This is a genomic window from Azoarcus sp. DD4 (assembly GCF_006496635.1).
Lineage (GTDB): Bacteria > Pseudomonadota > Gammaproteobacteria > Burkholderiales > Rhodocyclaceae > Azoarcus.
The window spans coordinates 1251256-1270745 of sequence record NZ_CP022958.1 but is presented as its reverse complement, the minus strand read 5'-3'; the positions used below and the strand labels follow the sequence as shown (position 1 = coordinate 1270745).

Sequence of the window (19490 nt, the reverse complement as noted above, 5' to 3'; positions counted from 1 at the left end):
TCATCCCGGCCCGACTATACTTCGGCCAGCCAGATCATCCGAATGGCGCAGCAATTGAGAGAAGCCGCAATGAGCGACCCCAAGGCCAAGCTTCAGCAAGCTTCACCCGACCCTCGCGTGGCTGAAAGCCGGCGGCGTCTGGTGCAGGCGGGCTTGGCCAGCGCGCCTCTTTTCCTTGCACTCAGGACCACGCCCGTTCTTGCTGCGAACTGCAAGAATCCGTCAGGATTTTCCGTATCCGGAAATCTGAGCCGCCCAGGGGATTTCACTCCGTGCAACTTCCTCGGCCCCAGCGGCTGGCGTTCCACGCCACTCTCCTCGTGGCCCTCGGTTGCCCTGCAAAATGCGACCCAGACCAAGAAGCTGTCGGAAACGCTCGGTCCGAATCCATCGTTCACCAACTCGATCAACAACACCCGTCTGTACGACGCGCTGGCGAGCAGCGATGCCTTCATCCGCTACCTGGCGGCTGCATATCTCAACAGCGTATCCAACGCTGCCTTCCCGGCAACAACAGCCCAAGTGACGGCCATGTGGCTCAACGGCCCCACGTCGGCAGGCTACGTGCCCAACGCGAGCTACGGCAGTTCCTGGGACCCCAATGAGATCGTCGCCTACCTTCAGTACCTGATGGGCACTTGAAGCCCGCTGCAGCGGATTTCATCATCGGATCACCGGACACACTCCTGCGCGCAAGGCTCGCCGATCCTCCGCTGTGGAAGGAAGTCGACGAAGGATGGGTGGGGTACGCCGAACTCGCCGGCCACACCTTTCTTCTCGATCCGTTTTCGCGTTTCGTGCTTGATGCCATACTTAGCCGGGAAAACGGCATTCGCCGCAGCGAGCTACCTGAGTGGCTGAGCGAACTCGCCCCTGACCTCCAGCCCGGAGACATGGCCGACACGCTTGATGCCGCGCTCGAAATCCTGCACTCGGCACAATTGATCGAAAGTCTTCCCCTAAGCCTTGAAGCTCGGTGATCTCTCGCAACAGGAGTATCTGCATCGACTGGCCGGCGAAGGCCTGAGGCTGCGCACCGGCCCCTTCGTTGTCCGCATCCGCAGCGACATCGACGCCGTCCGGCAGGGACTGCGCCTGCTCTACGAGCACAATCCACTGGCTGCCGACGACGGTTTCGCCGACTTCCACGTCGCGGTGAGGCACGGTGGCGTATTGCGACGCTGGTTTCGCCCCCAGGTCCGCTTTGAGGTCGACGGTGTCGAACCCTTCCTGCCGCTACCGGCCAATCAGGCACTACCCATGCTCGAATGGGGCATGAACTGGTGCATTACCGCCTACGGACATCATCAACTCGTCCTCCACGCCGCCGCGGTCGCGCGCGGTGAGCACGCGTTGATCCTGCCGGCCCCTCCCGGTTCGGGCAAGAGCACGCTTTGTGCAGCCCTGGTGAATCGCGGCTGGCGCCTGCTTTCAGACGAGCTGACCCTGATAGACCTTGCCTCCGGTACGGTGCACGGCCTGGCACGGCCGGTCAATCTGAAGAACGACTCGATCGGGATCATCAAGCGTTTTGCTCCGGCCGCCGTTTTTTCGGCCCCGGCCACCGACACCGCCAAAGGGACCGTAGCCCTCATGAAAGCGCCGACCGCAAGCGTCGATCAGGCCACGGCAGGCACCCTGCCCAAGTGGATCGTGCTGCCGCGCTACACCCCCGGCACGAGCGCCCGGCTGAAGACCATGCCTTCCGGCGCAGCCTTCCTGGCGATTGCCGATAACGCAATGAACTATCACGTTCTCGGCCGCAAGGGCTTCGAAGCCGTCGGCCGGCTGATCGACCGCTGTAGTCGTCACAGTTTCGAGTACAGCGAGCTGGATGAAGCCGTCGCCTGTCTCGACCTGCTCGCATCCGGGGGCGTGATCGGATGAGATCCGCCATCCTGACGGAGGTATTGCGCCAACCGGAACGCATCCGCGGCCTGCCAGCCGCAGACTGGGATGTCCTGATCCGGCAGGCCCGCCACGCCAACATGCTGGGCCGCCTGCATGCGCGCCTCGCGACCGCCGGACAAACCCCCGAAATACCCGAGGATGCCGCCCGCCACCTCATTGCAGGCGCCCATCTCGCGGCGCGGCTGCATCATTCGGTACGCAACGAAGTCATCCAGATCAAGGCCGCACTCGACGCGGCGAACGTACCCCTGGTGCTGCTCAAGGGTGCAGCCTACGTGGCCGCCACTCTGCCGGCGAGCGAAGGCCGCATATTCTCGGACATCGACATCCTCGTGCCTCGCTCGGCGCTTGGCACGGTCGAGGGCCGGCTCATGCAGCACGGCTGGATCACGCCGCCGATCAGCGCCTACGACCAGCACTACTACCGGCAATGGATGCACGAATTGCCGCCGATGCAGCACATCTTTCGCGGCACCGCCCTGGACGTCCACCACGCGATCCTGCCGCCGACCGCCCGCTACCATCCGGACCCGCGCAGTCTGCTCGCCGAACGAGTGGAGGTTCCGGGGTTGCCCGGCGTATTCACGCTCTCACCGGCCGACATGGTGTTGCACGCGGCAACCCATCTGTTTCATGAGGGCGAGGCAGACAACGCCTTGCGCGATCTCAGCGATCTCGACCTGCTGCTGAGGCACTGGGGAGCCGGTCAGCCTGAAACCTTCTGGAGCGGATTGCTGGCGCGAGCCCGTCAGCAACAGCTGACGCATCAACTCTGGCTGGCCGTTCATTTCGTTCGCCGGATATTCGACTGCCCGGTGCCACCGGCAGCGATGCAGTCACTTGCCAGCTTCGAGCCCGGAACAATGCACAGGAAGGTGCTTACCGTGCTGTACGACAGGATCTTCCTGCCTCAACACGCCAGTTGCCGACAAGCCGGCGCCAGCGTGGCCCGCACGACGCTCTATGTGCGGGGGCACTGGCTGCGCATGCCCGCTCACCTGCTTGCCGCCCATTTGCTGCGCAAGGCGTTTGCACCATCCCGCATCGCCTCGCCACAGGCGGATCACCACTGAACGGCGGGCGAAACCCGCATCCCCCGCCGCCCGACAAGCGCTTTCAGGCAGCCGAACTCACGACGCCGGCATCCTTCAGCAGTTGCTGCATCTCACCGCTCTGATACATCTCGCGCATGATGTCGGCACCCCCAACGAACTCGCCGTTCACGTAGAGCTGCGGAATGGTCGGCCAGCTCGAGAATTCCTTGATGCCCTGGCGGACCTGGTCGTCGGCCAGCACGTTCACCGAGAAGAACTCGCGCACGCCACAGGCCTTGAGGATCTGCACCGCAGTAGCCGAGAACCCGCAGGCCGGCGCCTGGGGCACACCCTTCATGTAGAGGGCAACCGGGTTGGTGGTGACCTGCTCGCGAATGACGTCCTTGATATCCATGCTTTTGACTCTCGAAAAAGTTGAGTAAAACAGTCGGGAAAGTCTAGACCTTGCCCGTAACAGCGTCAATATCGTGGAACACGCAGTTCAGCCACGGCCGAGCCAGCGCCCTCCCGACACCCGCTCGATCCCCGCTAGGTCCTTCCATGACGCAATCGAGGCGAAGCCAGCATCTGCAAGCAAGCCGCGTACCGCGAATGCCTGATCGTAACCGTGCTCCACGAACAGCCAGCCGCCTGACTCTAGGTGTTGCGGCGAACGACCGACTATCTCGGCAAGATCGTCCAGCCCAGATGCGCCGGCAGCCAGCGCCGAACGCGGTTCGAAGCGTAGATCGCCCTCCTCGAGATGAGGGTCCGCTGCAGCGATGTAGGGCGGATTCGCGACAATTAGCTGAAACCGCTCCTCCCCCAGGCTGCCGAACCAGTCGCTCTGCACGAAGGACACACTCGCGCCAAGCCGCGCCGCGTTGGCCATTGCCACCCACAAGGCTTCCCGCGAACGATCGAGCGCGGTCACGTCCGCCGCATCGAGTTCCAGGGCAAGCGTAATCGCCAAGGCACCACTGCCGGTACCCATGTCCAGCACCCGCAGGCGCGGCTGGGCGGAAAAATGCGCCAGCGCCAGTTCGACGAGCAGCTCGGTATCGGGTCGTGGAATCAGCACCGCCGGCGTCACGCTGAAGCTGCGCCCGTAGAACTCTCGCTCGCCGATGAGGTAAGCAACAGGCTCTCCCGCGACACGGCGTTCCACCATATGCTGGAACGCCGCCCACTCCGCGTCGCTGAGACGCTGCTCGGGCCAGGCGACCAGGCGTGACGCGGGGCAAGCCAATGCATGGCGCAACAGCACGCGCGCGTCCATCTGCTCGATCCGCTCGCGCGCCCAACCCAGCGCGCCGGCGATGTCCGGCACAGCGCTCATCGGCCGCCTCCGGCGCGACACCCACGCCCGCGATACTCCCGCGACACGCTCACGTCGCCTCCTCCGCCAGTGCCGCCAGCAATTCGGCCTGATGCTCCAGCGTCAAGGCGTCGACCAACTCGTCGAGTTCGCCCTGCATGACGGCGTCCAGCTTGTACAAGGTGAGATTGATGCGATGATCGGTAACCCGACCCTGCGGGAAATTGTAGGTGCGAATCCGCTCCGAACGATCGCCGCTGCCGATCAGGCTCTTGCGCGTTGCCGCCTCTGCAGTCTGACGCGCGCGCAGTTGCGCGTCGTGCAGGCGCGCCGCCAGCACCGCCATGGCTTGCGCCTTGTTGCGATGCTGCGAGCGGTCGTCCTGGCATTCGACGACGAGCCCGGTGGGCAGATGGGTGATGCGCACCGCAGAGTCCGTCTTGTTGATGTGCTGGCCGCCGGCACCCGACGCCCGGAAGGTATCGATCCGCAGATCGGCCGGATTGATGTCGATCGCCGCGACCTCGTCAGCCTCCGGCATCACCGCCACCGTACACGCCGAGGTGTGAATCCGCCCTTGCGTCTCCGTCACCGGAATGCGCTGCACCCGATGGCCGCCGGATTCGAATTTCAGCTTTGAATACGCGCCACCGCCGACGATACGGGCGATGACCTCCTTGTAGCCGCCCAGGTCGGACGGACTGGACGACACGATCTCGACCTTCCAGCGCTGGCGTTCGGCGTAGCGCGCATACATGCGCAACAGATCGCCGGCAAAGAGCGCGGCCTCGTCGCCACCGGTACCGGCCCGAATTTCCAGGAAGAGGTTGCGTTCGTCGTTCGGATCTCGCGGCAACAGGGCGCGCTGCAGCTCTTCCTCGAGTACGCCGATGCGTGCCTCCCCGGCGTCGAGCTCGGTTTGTCCGAGCTCGCGCATTTCCGGATCGTCGATCATCTCGCGCGCCGTGGCGCAGTCGGCCTCCGCTTGCCGGTAGGCACTGTAGAGCTCGACCACCGGCTCGATCTCGGCACGCTCACGGGACAGCTCGCGAAACGCATTCATGTCGCGCGCGCCGTCTTCGGCCGCCAGTTCGCGATCGAGCTCGGCCAGCCGGCTGGCCAGGTATTCCAGTTTGTCGCGTATGCTCTGCTTCATGTCGTCGCAAGAATGGCGCGGCCGCCACAGCGCCCGCAACGGCTGGCCGGCAGCTAGTCGTGCCGGGTGAGATTGAAGAGTTGCTGCACCAGGCGGCTGGCGTCGGCCTGCGTCTCGCCTTCGCTCTGGTTCAGGTAACGCGTGGGGCCATGCATCAGCTTGTTGGTCAAACCGTGCGACAGCGCCTCGATGACACGCTCCGGATCGTCACCGCGCGCCAACTGTCGCAGCGCCCGCTCGATTTCGGCCTGGCGCACACCCTCCGCGTGCTCGCGCAAGGCACGTATGGTCGGCACCGCGTCGCGAGCCTGCATCCAATGCAGGAAACCGTCGACACGCTGATCGATGATGCCTTCCGCTTCGAGCACCGCCTGCTGACGCGACTCCAGGCCGGCATCGACCACTTGGGCAAGATCGTCGACAGTGTAAAGAAAAACGTCGTCGAGCCCCCCAACCTCCGGCTCGATGTCACGCGGCACGGCCAGATCGACCATCACCATCGGCCGGTGGCGTCGCGCCTTCACCGCACGTTCGACCATGCCGAGACCGACAATGGGCAGCGGCGAGGCCGTACAGGAGACCACCACGTCGAAGCGCGGCAGCACATCGCCTATCGTATCGAGCCGCATCGTCTGTGCGCCGAAGCGTGCCGCCAACGCGTCGGCACGCGCCTCCGTGCGATTGGCGACCACCATCGATCTCGGCCCTGCGCCGGCAAAGTGCGCCGCACAGAGTTCGATCATCTCGCCCGCGCCGATGAACAGCACATGCTGATCGGCAACCCGCTCGAAAATACGCTCGGTCAGATGGACCGCCGCCGCCGCCATCGACACGATGTTCGCGCCGATCGCAGTGGTGGACCTGACCTCCTTCGCTACCGCGAAGGTGTTCTGGAAGAGCTTGTGCAGCAGGGTACCCATGGTCCCGGCCTCTTCCGCGCGCCGGGCGGCCTCCTTGACCTGACCCAGGATCTGGGGCTCGCCCAGCACCATGGAGTCCAGCCCGCTCGCCACCCGGAACATGTGGCGGATCGCGTCGCGCTGCGGGTAGGAATAGAGGTAGGGCGAGACCTGGGCCAGCTGCAACTGGTGATAGCCCGCGAGCCAGTCGGCCGCGAGTTGCGGCTGTTCGGCAGCGAAATAGAGTTCGGTGCGATTGCAGGTGGAAAGGATGGCCACCTCGCGCACCCGCTCGGAGCCGGTCAACTCGTGCAGAGCCTGATCCAGCCGCTCGGGCTGGAACGCGACCCGTTCGCGGATCGCGAGCGGGGCCGTATGGTGGTTCAGGCCGAGGGCGTAGAGTTGCATGCGGAGCAGCGGTCGAGCAGGTTGCGTCGGATTATAGCATCGCCGCAACCTGTCAAAAAATTCAGAAAAATCATGGAGTTCTGAAAACCAGCTGCAGAAAGCAAAACAGGCCGACATTAAGTCGACCTGTTTCTATATCTGGTGGCCAGTCGCGGAATCGAACCACGGACACGCGGATTTTCAAGGCATAAATAGCCTTTATCCGCTGCGCAGCTACACGCAACAGGTCGTAAAATCAAGCACTTGGTCGCACTGGACCGCAGTCAAGCGCAGACGTTTTCCGTTGGCTCAGGCAGAAAAACAGCAGAAACCAACGGTGGCGGGAGTATGCCACGACGTCCGAGCCCAATGCAAACCAGGAACGACATAGAGCGCGCTAATGAGCACTCCCGGTTTGACATGGCCATCTTTCCACCTGGTGAAATACATCGCACGCGCTCGCCGCATGAAAAAGAGCCTCCGTGGAGGCTCTCTGTCGATCATGCTCTTTCAGGCTGCTAGAAGCCGTCGCGCAGGCGGGCATGCCAAGCGCGATTCGCGGCCACGGGCTTTGACGGCGAGTCCATCGCCTTCACCATCGGCGCACCTCCGACAAATCGATGATGTCCGAACGCAAGGGTGCGCCCGGAGACCGAACATCGCGCGACCATACCTTCACTTCCCGCATGCCCTTTTCCTTCTGTCGGGCACGGTAGGCGCGCTGACGCTCAGCAGCCGAAGCGTGCTTAGACGGCCTGCCCCGCCGTGTGGGAGAGGCCTCGTCTGAACGGCAGGGAGTTGGGCTAGCGGATTTCGTTGGGTCGTTCATTCTCGTTACTCCATCAGGTGGGTGGAGTGAACGTATAGGCGGTGAGCCAGACGATGGCACCCATGCCTTCAGAAGAGCAGTCCCCAAGGCGCCCGTTGCCACTCACTCGCCGCCTGGCCGCAGGAGTAGCCATTTTCGCAGGTCATCCCACTAAGTTTCGTCACACCGTGACGTCAGACAAGTCACGCCGTGATGAAATTGGCTGCGCGCGCTTTCGTCAGTCCATGACGAAATACACCCAAAAAACTACATTTACATAATTTTGGAACTGGGATTTTCGTCACACCGTCGTACCAGCCGAGACGTCGCGCGTCACCCGTGACGAAAAGCGACGCCCAAAAAACGCAAGACGTCGAATGCCGGACGTCAGCTCCGTCGCCCACCCAAGACTGCGGCCGGTCACCGTACATCAAGCGGCGACACCTCCGCGGACTCCACCACCGCGTCGATGCGGCCCCTATGCGCGTGAGGCCGTCACTTGAGAACTCACCCGCCTGCCCTTACACCGCGGGAGGAAACCAATAGCGCACCTGGTGGCATTCATCCCCCATTCATTGCACCTATACACCTGCGTCATCACATACAGGCACACCTTATGGCGCACGCACGCACATCGAACGACAGCACCGACATTACTCCGACGCCGTCACGCGACGCACAGCAACTCGCCAAGTTGCTCGACAAAGCCACCCTCTGCGAACGCCTGAACATCTCGCCCAGGACAATCGAAAACATGGTGAAGGACGGCTCCTTCCCGCCCCCGGTGCGGGTCGGGAAGTACGTCTACTGGAGCGAGGTTGCAATCCAAACTTGGCAGCGCCGGCTCTTCGCAGCGCAAGAAGCCTGGACAGGGCATTGATCTCCTGCCGTTGAGCCTCGTGACTGCCATCCCTAACGGCAGCCTGAACTGATCGGCCAACCGACAGTGGTCATGCCTTCAAGACGAGCAAGAGAGTCGGTTTGTGACCAAGCCTCAGCTCCGGCCTCAATGGAAACCAGTGGTTCATTGTCTCTCGCCATCACCCTGCTAGCCCTTGAAAATATCTACCTTAGTTTCGAGGCACTTACGCAGATTGAGATCATGCGCACCGACCTCAAACCAACTCGAGGGCTTCTGATAGAAGTCGAGCCCCCGACCGATCTTGATCACCCACCCGTTATCTATACGAATCTCTCGGTCGTGCATATTCGGGTTGAGCTTCACCTCCAGTTCCACATCCAACTCCAGAAGACTCTGTCTGAGCTCCTCGAGCTTTTCAGCGATGTCTGCGAACTGGGTTTTGTCGTCGTAACCGGTGATCAGGTTGATATTCTTCACGGTTCCAGCTCTCAGCACCGTCTCACAGAAGCGGACAAAATTCTGGATCTGGTGCTGCAGGCGGATGTACGGGTCTTCGATCACGACGGATTTGGCGCCCTGTAGATAGGGTCCGATGATCGACTCATAGCTGTAACCGGTATCACCATAAAGGATGGTGAAGTGCTGCTCCTTGAGCTCGACCGAAGAAGACGCAGTGGCTGGGGCCAATGGTGTCGATGTGGGCACGGTCGAATATGACTCAGTCGCAGGCACTGGCTGCACAGCGGGTTGCACCGAACCAACCTCAGCAGGTTGACCATCCGCCTGATGCAAACGGCGACGCGCCGGCTCCTGTGTTGCCGGCGCATCCTTCGACTCAGGGCAGAACACCACCACTTCGTCACCACTGGCCTTGAAGTAGGATAGGTTGATTCTCGCGAACTCGTCATCCGGCTTACGCTTGTTCATCTGCTCCTTGACTCGGCGGCGACACTCAGTGGCGTAGGCCACGTACTCCTCGAACTCCTCGTCCGTCGGCGGCCCGTTGGGATGCAGCACCTTCAAGAACGCACAGACGGTCTTCTTTATGCCTTTTTCGTCGCGCCCTTCGATCGATTTGCCGAGGCGAATGCGCTTACTCACTTCCTCGTACCGATTCGTGTGCTTGAACTGGTAGTGGAAGGCCTCGGCCAAGTAATCGGTAATGAATCCATAGTTGCTGGTCAGGAACTCGCTACTGTTCTTGGGCATCTCCCAACCTGGTATGTACGCGGCGAAGCGATCCATCACGGCCAAGTCGAGCTCCGGCGGCAACGGCTGAAACAGGTCGTGCTCGTTGGAATTCACGACCTGCTGCACAGACACATCGATGTTGCCGACAAAACTCAGGCTAGCATCGGCAATGACTTCGGCCCCGCGTGAGAAGCGCCCGTTGGCCATGAAGTCCTTCATGATCTGTATGGTGTCGGGGTCGCGCACTTTGATCCCGCCAACCTCGTCAAAGGCGACCGTATCCCAGAAGCCTACCAAGCCCACCTTTCGGCGCGCGTTGTTGTAGAACAGCGTTGCCTTGGTCGCCTGGCCTCCCGATATCAAGGTAGCGTAAGGCGAAAACTCGCTGAAGAAATAGGACTTTCCAGTGCCGCGTGGGCCCAGCTCAATGTAGTTGTAATTGGGCTCCACCAGCGCAGCCAGTCTGGCGATGAAATGCATCTGCACGCGTTTCGAGAGCTTCGTAGGCTCCAAACCGACGGAGCGCAGCACCGCTGCGATCCACTCATCGCGGGTGAAAGCTGCTCGGCCTTCTGCGTAGCGGTCAAAGTCGAAGCGGGTCAGCTGGATCGGGCGCAGGTCCTCAATGGAAAACGCGTAGTCGTCCTCATCGATGTCGTTGTGCGCCAGAGTAACTTCGGCCCAGATGCCGCCTTCCAGCAACCTGTCGTTGTCGCGGTAGAACTTCTCACCAATCGCGATGCGTTGCGAGTTGAAGTTTTCCAGCGATGCCCAGTGGCGCTTCTCTTTCTCGACGTAGCGAACGTGAACCTTGTCGATGAAGCGGTGCTTGCCTTTGGTGGCCACCTTGGACTGCGCGGCATTGGCTTCATCCGGCCGTACATAATTCTCCTGCAGCGACGAAAGCACCGCTTCCATGCCGGCGTCCATCTCTGCCTGGTCATTACTGGCACAGTACTTGGCAAGCAAGAACTCCAGGACGAACGTCGGGACGTTGGTGCCTTTCTTGATCCGGTGCAACAAATCTTTTCGTAGCACCTTGCCATCAAAAGTGGCATTCAGTTTTTGATCGAGTTCGTCCATAGGACTTATTCCGTATAGTCGGTTTCAAGCGCTAGGTTGCTATATGCCGCCAAGGTGGTCGGGTTCAACGCCACGACCTTGAACTTACCTCTGAAATCCTCATCCATTCGCAATGCAATCTGTTTGCGTTGGTTCGGCATCAAAGTCACGGTTCTCGTCGCAGGGTTCACGTCGCCACCAGGGCGAGGCTCGCCCACGACGTTACCTTTGCTGTCCTGGGCCTCAAGCAAGATTTCCACGCTCATGTCCTGCGTGAACATGTCGTCTGATACCAAGGTCACCTCGATCACAGGCAAGAGCGTCGTGATGCGCTTCGCGCCGTTCTTGTAGCTCAGCTCCACCACCACCTTGCGCAATTCCGCATGGGCGGCGGTATCCAGCCTGGCCACCAGCACCGGCACAACGGCCTCGGCCAGGGATGCGCCGCCGTGGAAGTACAGGTGCCCTGAGCGATAAGGGGCCATGCTGCGCGGTAGTGCCACTTGCGTGAAATCACCGCGAATGCCGAGCTTCTCTGCACTGACCACCAGGCTGTGACCATCCGCCGTGCCGTCGCCCAGCATCATGCGGTCGTGAGCATTCACCGGCCATTTCCCCTGCGGTTTCACGCACACATCGCCAGCTTCTGCTTGCGCATTCAGGAAGAAGCCGTGGTCGGTCACGATGACCGCCTCTTTGAAGCCCATGCCACGCAGCTTATGCAGTGCCACGCGGATCAGCTTCAGCGTTCCGGGGATCAGGCCCAGCGTCGTTTCCGGGTTGCTTTCCAGTTGGCTGTCGATTTCTGTGGAGCGCAGCACCAGCAGGTCGACGGTTTCGGCAATCTTCGGTTTGCTGCGAACGAAATCGTTGAGCGGCATTTCCGCGAAGCGATCGCCATACCTCTTGGCCAGCACATTCATGCGCTGCGGGACATTGCTTACTGGGGCACCTGCTAGCTTGGGCACCAGGGAGTCGTTCTCCAGCGACAGTGTCAGCCCCGTGCGTGCTCCAGGGAGCAAGCTCGCCATACCTACCAGGGTGATAGTCGGCAGCTGCGCATAGGCCGCTTGCAGCTCGACGGGACCGTCTTCGGCCAGCAGTTTTTCCAATGCCACGCCCAACTCGTAGCGCAGGGCATCTACCATCAGGTAGGCCACCTTACGGCCGCTTTCCTTAAGGCGATCTGCGATCAAGCGATCAAAGGCATCGGCATTTGCAAGGCGCCCAGTGGGTGGCCAACCGGCGGACTCAACGTGCTTCACAAACACGCCCTGAACCTTCTCTGCCAAACGGCGATAACGCGTCCGAGCCTGGCTGATCACTTCATGCATCAAGCCATGCGGATCGAGGAAGTCACCCGCCGCTTGCTCAAACTCGCGCTGCAGACGATCTGCTTCACGCAGGCTGCCTAGGTAGAAGTCGATCAGCTCCGCTTGCGAGCGAGCGTAATCCGGGAGCTGTCGCTCAAAATCTTCGCAGGCCTCGACCAGGCTCAAACCAGAGCGCACCAACTCCCATTGGGCTTGGCTTTCGCCTTTTTCCATCCATACAGAATTTTTTCGTCCACTCAGTACTTGACGTGTGGCATCAGTGTCACCAGTGACTATGCCTTTGATCGCTGCGCGCAGGAAGGTCCGCTCCTCGAAGGGGAAGGTGTCGCGCTCGCCCAGGTCTTCAATCGCACCACAAAGATCGGTCAGGTTGAGTTCTGCCTCGGCGGTCTCGGCGTACTCGATGTACGCCGCACGTGACTTCGGGTCGCTGCGCAGACGGTCGCATACATCCTCGACGATGGGTCTGGCTTCCATCGGTGCGTGCGGCACCCCCTTCAGGGTGTCCGGCAGCGCCACTGGCAGATCAAATACAAATTCACTGAATAGCACGTAGCGCCAAAGTTCATCCGCCAGGGCAGACCAGGTCTTGCCGCGCGTCTTCACGCTTAGGCCCAAGGTAGCACGGAGAAAGTCACGCGCCTCTTGTACCCAGCCTTCCTGACCCTTGAGCGCCTCGGATTGGTTGGCAGTGGGGGCCAGTAGTGCAGCCAGGATCTCGCGGCCGGACTCCACCCGCAGCGTGGCTCGCAACTGGGGCCAACTCACACCGCCGCCGATGGCATCGATCACTGCAAAGGTCGGCCCAGAGGGAGACGTGGCAAAGACCTGTCGGATCTCGGTCGCGTGATCTGGCCTGGCGCGCAGGCACAGGCTCAGATACTCGTCGCCATCATCTTGCGGGAACACCGCGCCGCATTCTGCGTACAGAGCGAATGGGTCGGTTTGCTTCTGCTCGTCAGTCTCAGGTCGCTTGGCAGGCACATAGATCAACACCCCTTCCAGCGGCGCCTTGGGCTGACCTACCTCACGCAGCGCCAGCAGCGCCGCCTCACGGCTTTCGATGCTGCTTTCAGACGCACCTACCACCCGCACCTTGTCGGCGGCCAGATCGAAACACAGCTCGCGGTAGCGCTTGTCGGCGTCGTACACCACCAAGGCGCCTGCCTGTTTCAGGCGCGGCCGCAGCACGCTTTCTCGAATAAATTCAGCAATACTCATGCGGTGGCCTCCGCGTTATCCGTTTTAGTGGCGAGGTGCGTGACCCACAAAGTCTCAAGCGCAGGACTGTTTCCCTCGGTGAGCGAAGTCATCGCTGCAACGACCAGGCTGGCACGATCTCGCAAGAACTCGTTGAAGTCAGCGGTCAGTTTTGTCTTGAAAGCAGTACCTTCAAGATCTGCGTAATGCGCCTTGGAAAGCAAGTCATATGAAATTAGGTGGGATTTCAAGCGTTCGCGCACTACGTCTTCATTGGCCCACTGAACACGCTCTTGCAGGTATTCCAGCGGATCCTTGCGGCCAATCATCCGGTTGGTCTTCCAGGTGATCAGCGCACAGTTCAGTGCCAAATAGCTGGGTATTCCAGCTTCTGAAAGCAGAGCATCTGGAAAAACATGGTGGTATTCGCGCTTCTGAATACTGTCATAAGTTGCTGGCTTGTGGTCTGCAAAGTCGATGGCACCGAGATAGGTCGATACTGCCAAAATGGCGCGAGCCTCAATACCAGCTGCCTTTGGCCAGCCGGCGGCCATCAGTGAATCCACATTTGCCAACGGGAATTCGGCGCGATTCAGCGCAGGTACCGTTGCCAATTCGGAATCGGTAAAGCCGGGATTCTTCAGCAGTGCCTTGATGGCCTTGAAGTCCGCAAACGCACGCGAAGCTGCAGTGTTTTCGTAGCGGTCAGTGAAGAACGCTGACCACAGGTAGCGGCGCAACAGCTTTTCCGCTTTGGCCAGAAAATCACCGTGATCCGGGATCAATTCATAGGCAGCCGCTATCACCGCCAGAACAGCATTCGTCGGCAGCCGCGCCTCGTCGAACACGCGCTGGCCATCCAAAAACGACGCCATGCGCTCTAGCCCGCGCTCCAGCTTTGGCCAGTTGGCAAGCAGCTGCTTCTTATCCATCTCAATCATGCCGCGCGTATTGGGCAGCTTTTCCTGTAGCAACGCGGAGGTGGACAGGATGAGATCAGACACATTGCCGTAGCGACCAGCTGTCGGGCATTTGTCCGTCAGGCTGGCTTCAAGCGCGTGAAGCGACTTCTCAGCCACGCTCTCTACCTCTGCCACGATGATGTCGTACAGGGACAAGGGCTTGCTGTTGGTGTTCATGTTTATGAATACCTGCAGGGCTACATCCTTGCTGGTATCCGCCGGCAACGACAGGTAGGGCAGGTTGAAGTGCGTCACGCGCTCTCGCAGCGTGGTGATCTCTGCCTTGATCTTGTCGCGGGTGGCGGTATATGCCTTGTATTTGGCCAGTGCATCCGGATCTGTGTCTGCTGGCTCGAGTGGCTTGGTCGCATCGTTCAGCCATAGATCGATCTCGGTCGAAATGTCGCCGGGGCGGAGTAGAGAAACAGGGAGCAATCCGCGCTTGAAACACTGGGCTGGCTCTTCAGCCCAGCGTGGCATGCGCAGCTGGTGCTTGTTGACCCAACGCGGAATGCAGCGGATTTCAACCTCGGAGCCCGACTTGCTCTCCCCCCGGTCAAAATGCGGCAAGTAAACGAAAAATGTCTCCCACTCGTAGTTGTTGTGCATCGATCGCCAGAACGCAGTCAGCCGCTGCTGGCCGTCCAACAAGTGCTGAGTCACGGTGCCTGGCGTTTCAGGGTCCGAGCTTGCGATGTAGCGCGACTCGAATTTCTCCTGACCGGCAACTTCGAGTGCCAAGGTCACTCCCACTGGCAGGTTGTTGATGATGGTGTTCAGAAAGCTGGCGATTCGCCCCCGATCCCAGGCCTCGAAACGCTGAAAGCGCGGCAGCTTGACCATGCCTTGCTGAATGTTTTGAAACCAAACGCCCAGAGTTCGGTCTTGTGCCTTGCTGGATTGCTGCATGATGCTCATTCTGTTTTCTCCTCCCAGTGCCTCGTGTGTAAGCCAAGTCGAGGAGGAAGCGATGGAATGAAACTGTTCAACTTTTCCACGTCACGGTCACCAAACCAGCGCAATGAATAGTCTGAGCCATCAGAAAACCTCTCAGCACCAGACATCTCTTCATAACGCAGTGGCGATGGGTAGCGGCCAGCCCATTCCGCGCACCTCGATAGCCGCCTAAGCAGGTCCTCCTCACCTTCTAGAAGGCTCAGCTCTGCCTTGACGGACAGGTCAAACAAATCATGAGTTTTCAGCTCAGACGGAAAACACTTTCCAGACTTCACTCCGCTCTCCACACATGATTTGAATTCCTTCTTGTATTGCGAACTGCCAGCCTGAATCAGTGCTGCCTTTAGAAAATTTTCGATACAAAACGACATCAACATGAAGTACGTTCCCAGGAAATGGTCTGGGACGTGAGCTGCTGGTCGGCCTTCTGACTTGCTTCGCCAGTAACCCCAAAGCTCCTGAATGCTCGGTTCCAGCAGCTTGGCGGACTCAAACAGGTCGATCCCCTTTTGAATCCACTTCGCTGAGCTAAATGCTGCAGATTCGAAATTGGAGCGATGGACCACATTCCAGTCGACGAGATCATTTCCATCCTGGTGTTGGCTCATTCGTTGCCCCCAGCTTTTTTCCTGCCGCGAGCCTTCTTCGGGGCGGCTTCGGGCTCGATGTACAGATTCTCAAGGCCGTGTGCGATGGCCAGGGATTTATCGGCCTTGCACTTCTCGCGCACGCGTTCGGGCCAGTAGTTCATGGCCAGGTGTGCCCAGTCATACTCGCCCTTTTCCAGCTTGGCCCAGGTGTCCTTGAGCACCTTCTGCCAGGGCTTGTGGCGGAACAGCGGCCACAGCGGTGCGGCGGTGATCTGCACGCCATCATCGTGGTTGGGCTTGTAGGTCGGCGCGAGCTTGAGCAGGGTGTCGCGCAGTTCGATCAGCTCCAGCTCGAAGGCTTGCAGGGACTCGAACTGCTTTTCGTCGTCGCGCGCGCGGGCTGCACCCTTGTTGCGCAGCGCCGTCACGTCAGCGCCGACTTGTTTGAGCTTGGGCTCGACGAAGTCGTTGATGGCGGTGTACAGCGTCTGACTTGTGAGGCTGGGGTAATAGACCCACAGCGTGTAACTGCCGGACGTCGTGCTCAGCGGCCAGTAGATCGGCGCCTTGCGGCGGCTCTTGGAGTAGCGCTGTAGATGGAAGGCGAAAAAGTCCCGTTGCAGCCAGCGGCGCACATCTTCCGGCACCGCGACATCCACGCGGGTCAACACCTCCTCGACCAGACGCGCCAGGTCGTGCGGATGGCCTGGGTCGTCCACTAGGATGCCAGTGTGGGCGTGAAAGGGCACCGCACCTTCGGGCAACATACCAGGGCTCTTGGCCGGTAGTGGATCGAAGGGATCAGGGGCCGATGGTGCCTTACGTTCCCCTGTGGCTAGGCGCCAGTCAAAACGGCCAAAAGAGCAGCCGACAGCCCACGAAAGCAGCGTTGACTCAGCATCAGCAGGCAGACTGATTACCTCATCTTCGTCCTCTTTGTCGTTACTTGCATCGTCCGAGGCATCAATGACAATCTGAGAGATGGCCTCGCGGTCTCTTTCGGTAAAGCCATAAATATCAAAGGCGATCAAATCAATATCAGCTTGGATACGACTCAGATAGAGTTCGGCGCTTAACGTGGAAGACTCGTAAACGCGTGCCTGCAAAGCAGCGGGCAATAAAAACGCGTGCGACGTCTCTTCGACAGTGTCCATGACGTATCGGAGAGACCAAGCTTCTTTTGCAAGTTGTGCAAGCGCATCGCGGACGTCGCCTCTTAAATCTGGCGCTGGCGTCTTTTGAATAATCCCAACTTCGAACGATCTCGCAGTTGAATCCGCAGCGTTAAGCCTGGTGCCGACCAACGCCTTAAAGGGCGTTGAGTTCATCAAAGCGCAGTTGGCAAGCAGGTGCTTAGCGCTATTCTCCAAATCAAAGGCAGCAGGGCCTTTGCCGGTGAACACACAACCGGATGGCATCACCCTTGGACCAAATTCCTGTGTCCGACTTGGCCAAGTAATTCCTGGCCTGAAGAAAAAGTCTACCGAGGCAGGCTTTTCTAGAGGTCTATGCTCTGTTCCGATAAATCCAAGGTATGTCTCACGCTGAGGATTCCAAGCCACAACCAAGTGAACGTCATAATAGAACGGGCTGTAGCTTCCCCCCTTTGCAATCGGTCGCCAGGAGAGATTCGGCCTTAGGGATGGATTAATCTCCCACCAGGTGCGGATATAGCGCTTATCGTCGCCAGCGGGATTTGTGATGCATGCATTAGTCCGACCGGTGCTAAATGCGGGAAAAGCTGTAAATGCATTTCGGATATTCTTGGTTACCCAGTAGGCGAAGGATGACCCAGGGATATCTGAAAAATCCTCTGGAGCAACTTCGTAGAAGTTGCTTCTTGTCTCACCACGTCGAAAGGAATCCACAGCGGCGAAAAGCGCTTTTTGTTTATCCTGGTCAGCGAGCAGACGTATGAATAGAGTCATTATTGTTTCTCCAACACGTAGGCTGCTGCTTCCACCATGGCGTCATCCATGACCCCATGACCGAGATCTATCATGACCGCTGGGCGCGCCATATTGAGGACAATTTCTTCCCGCCACTGCTGGTAGCTGGATAGAAAAAAACAGGTCCTAGAGGTTATGGACCCTAGCCGGCCTCCAGCTCTGAGCAAACCAAGACCTCGCTCGACAAAGATTGTGAGCAAATCGTTTCTCGATCGTGGGTATGCAGAAACAAGCGCACTTTTGACCCCGAGACTAGGCTCTCCAAACGGAGGATTCATCACTACCACGTCGAAAAACTCGCGGCACAAGTCAATGAGGCGAAGCCCCTGCAGAGCATCTTGCGCAAATAAGCGCCCCTGATACGTCGACTTGGCTGCATGGGCGAATTCGGTGAGTGCCGTGCGCAAACGCGCCTCCGCCTGTTGCCAGTTCTCCAGCTCCTGCGCAGCAAACAGGCCGGTGCCTTTGCCGACGTAGACCTGGCGGATCAAGCTCGGCAACTCGCGTTCAACCTGGAGCAGCACTCCGAGCTCCGGCAGGCCCTTGAGCAGTTGCAGGGTCTTCTCGAACAGCTCGGCATCTTGTTGATCGAGGTTGGCCGCAAACTGCTGGCGCAGCTCACGTTCCGCCGGCGGCGCAATGGCGGCGACCACATGGCCGCGCCCAATCAAAGGGCGGTCTTTGGCCTTGACGCCGGCATCGTGCCAAGCACGTTGCGCCCGCAGCCACAGCGCCAACGAAGCGATCTGCGCGGCGCGCGGATCAATATCGACGCCATAAATGTTGTGTTCGATGATCAGGCGCGGCACATCGCGCAGAAATGTCGCCTCGTCCTCATAGGTCTGGCACAGTGGCTTCAGGGCCGCTTTGGGCTGGGTGGAAACGTCCAGCGAACCAGGGCCGTGCTGTTGTTCCCAAGCCCAGGCCTCGCAATAGATCTCGGCGAACAGATCAAAGGCATACAGGCCGAAGTGCATGGAGCCGCAGGCCGGGTCCAGCAGCTTGAGCGTGCGCGGGTCACGCAGCTTGGTGGCGGCTTGTGGCATTTCGTCCGGCTTCACCAGCAGGTATTGGCAGCGATCGCGTAAACCTGTTTGCCCGCCCGTGGCGTTGAACCAGAGTCGCCCGAGGGTGTTGTCCACCAGGAACTCGACCACATAGCGCGGCGTGAAGAACTGGTTGCGTACCGCCAGTTCTCGGCTGTTGCGCGGTGCCTGACTGGCATCGCGCATCGCCTTGCGCTCTTCCTTGGAGTTGAAGTACTGGTAGATCCAGCCGATGGTTTCGTCTTCGCTCCACAGCGGGGCGATGTCGGCATCGTTGATCAGGTTCAGCACTTGCAGCAGCGCGGCCTCGCGCGGGAACAGGCGGCCCTGCGGTGAGTAGCGGTCAAACAGACCGGGCAGGTCTTGGGCGAGCTCATCGAACACGCTGAACAGGTACACGCGGTAGGCATCGCCGGTTTCGCCCAGGCCGGTGCCAGCCAAGCGCGCGTAGAGCTGAAAGCCCTTGGCTTGGAAGCCATTGCCCACTGATTCGACCAACAAGCCACGCGCCTCAGCCATGCGCAGCGCCGCCAGGCGGTTCAGCACGGTAAAGGCCTGCTCGCGGACGATACGGTCCAGCCCCTGGGTGGCATTCATGTCGCCACTGGCGGTGTAGTGCGCCAGGGTGTCGCGCAGGATGCGGGCAGTTTCGCGCTGGGCGTCGTTGATATGCCGCAGGCTGGTCAGATCGGCCACGCTGCCCGAGTTCGGGTCCATGCCGTAGTCGTTCTGCAACTGGCGGGTGAACTCTTCTTCCAGCACCCGGCGCGCATCGTTGACGAAGCGCTGCAGACGGTTTCTTGTTGTTTGGTCGAAGGCCATCA

The 19490-nt window shown here is 60.0% G+C and carries 15 protein-coding genes; 5 read left to right on the top strand and 10 right to left on the bottom strand.

The genetic code is table 11. The annotated features are described in order from the left end of the window. The first annotated feature begins 69 nt into the window (after nt 1-69). Genes CJ010_RS06020 through CJ010_RS06005 form a run of 4 tightly spaced genes read left to right on the top strand, consistent with a single transcriptional unit; the run spans nt 70 to nt 2984 of the window. Nucleotides 70-642: a hypothetical protein gene (locus CJ010_RS06020; protein ID WP_141017199.1), complete on the top strand. Its 573-nt coding sequence runs from the start codon at nt 70-72 to the stop codon at nt 640-642. Next, a complete protein-coding gene (locus CJ010_RS06015) occupies nt 639-980 on the top strand; it encodes a hypothetical protein (protein ID WP_141017198.1) in 342 nt (113 codons plus the stop codon). Before CJ010_RS06020 ends, CJ010_RS06015 begins: the two co-directional genes overlap by 4 nt. Further along, nucleotides 967-1887 carry an HprK-related kinase A gene (locus CJ010_RS06010; RefSeq protein WP_141017197.1) on the top strand — a complete coding sequence of 307 codons (921 nt, stop codon included), beginning with the start codon at nt 967-969 and terminating at the stop codon, nt 1885-1887. The genes CJ010_RS06015 and CJ010_RS06010 overlap by 14 nt, the downstream gene beginning before the upstream one ends. Further along, the gene (locus CJ010_RS06005; protein ID WP_141017196.1) at nt 1884-2984 is read left to right on the top strand and encodes a nucleotidyltransferase family protein; all 1101 of its coding nucleotides are present in this window, start codon (nt 1884-1886) and stop codon (nt 2982-2984) included. Before CJ010_RS06010 ends, CJ010_RS06005 begins: the two co-directional genes overlap by 4 nt. Nucleotides 2985-3027: 43 nt before the next feature. Here CJ010_RS06005 and grxD read toward each other — a convergent pair whose 3' ends face one another. From grxD to hemA, 4 genes are all read right to left on the bottom strand, one after another. Continuing rightward, nucleotides 3028-3360 carry a Grx4 family monothiol glutaredoxin gene (gene grxD, locus CJ010_RS06000; RefSeq protein ID WP_141017195.1) on the bottom strand — a complete coding sequence of 111 codons (333 nt, stop codon included), beginning with the start codon at nt 3358-3360 and terminating at the stop codon, nt 3028-3030. An 87-nt stretch (nt 3361-3447) separates the two neighbouring features. Further along, entirely contained in the window at nt 3448-4284 is an 837-nt protein-coding gene (prmC, locus tag CJ010_RS05995) for a peptide chain release factor N(5)-glutamine methyltransferase (protein WP_141017194.1), read from the bottom strand. A 49-nt stretch (nt 4285-4333) separates the two neighbouring features. Continuing rightward, nucleotides 4334-5419 (bottom strand): peptide chain release factor 1, encoded by a 1086-nt coding sequence (prfA, locus tag CJ010_RS05990; protein ID WP_141017193.1) that lies wholly within the window; start codon nt 5417-5419, stop codon nt 4334-4336. 53 nt (nt 5420-5472) lie between these two features. Continuing rightward, nucleotides 5473-6726 (bottom strand): glutamyl-tRNA reductase, encoded by a 1254-nt coding sequence (hemA, locus tag CJ010_RS05985; RefSeq protein ID WP_141017192.1) that lies wholly within the window; start codon nt 6724-6726, stop codon nt 5473-5475. Nucleotides 6727-8129: 1403 nt separating this feature from the next. On the opposite strand from hemA, the gene CJ010_RS05980 reads away from it, so the two are divergent. After that, on the top strand, nt 8130-8393 hold the full coding sequence (locus CJ010_RS05980; protein WP_141017191.1) for an AlpA family transcriptional regulator: 264 nt from the start codon (nt 8130-8132) through the stop codon (nt 8391-8393). 168 nt (nt 8394-8561) lie between these two features. Here the strand turns inward: CJ010_RS05980 and brxL are convergent, their stop codons facing one another. Genes brxL through CJ010_RS05950 form a run of 6 tightly spaced genes read right to left on the bottom strand, consistent with a single transcriptional unit; the run spans nt 8562 to nt 19488 of the window. Continuing rightward, a complete protein-coding gene (brxL, locus tag CJ010_RS05975) occupies nt 8562-10649 on the bottom strand; it encodes a BREX system Lon protease-like protein BrxL (RefSeq protein ID WP_141017190.1) in 2088 nt (695 codons plus the stop codon). A 5-nt stretch (nt 10650-10654) separates the two neighbouring features. Continuing rightward, complete coding sequence (locus CJ010_RS05970) at nt 10655-13183, bottom strand: PglZ domain-containing protein (protein WP_141017189.1); 2529 nt, start codon at nt 13181-13183, stop codon at nt 10655-10657. Continuing rightward, nucleotides 13180-15042, bottom strand: a complete 1863-nt coding sequence (locus CJ010_RS05965; protein WP_141017188.1) for a DUF262 domain-containing protein — start codon at nt 15040-15042, stop codon at nt 13180-13182. The genes CJ010_RS05970 and CJ010_RS05965 overlap by 4 nt, the downstream gene beginning before the upstream one ends. Then, the gene (locus CJ010_RS05960; protein ID WP_141017187.1) at nt 15039-15689 is read right to left on the bottom strand and encodes a hypothetical protein; all 651 of its coding nucleotides are present in this window, start codon (nt 15687-15689) and stop codon (nt 15039-15041) included. Before CJ010_RS05960 ends, CJ010_RS05965 begins: the two co-directional genes overlap by 4 nt. After that, nucleotides 15686-17599: a type II restriction endonuclease subunit M gene (locus tag CJ010_RS05955; protein ID WP_141017186.1), complete on the bottom strand. Its 1914-nt coding sequence runs from the start codon at nt 17597-17599 to the stop codon at nt 15686-15688. The genes CJ010_RS05960 and CJ010_RS05955 overlap by 4 nt, the downstream gene beginning before the upstream one ends. Beyond that, nucleotides 17599-19488, bottom strand: coding sequence for an Eco57I restriction-modification methylase domain-containing protein (locus CJ010_RS05950; RefSeq protein WP_141017185.1), 1890 nt, complete (start codon nt 19486-19488; stop codon nt 17599-17601). The genes CJ010_RS05955 and CJ010_RS05950 overlap by 1 nt, the downstream gene beginning before the upstream one ends. Nucleotides 19489-19490: the final 2 nt, after the last annotated feature.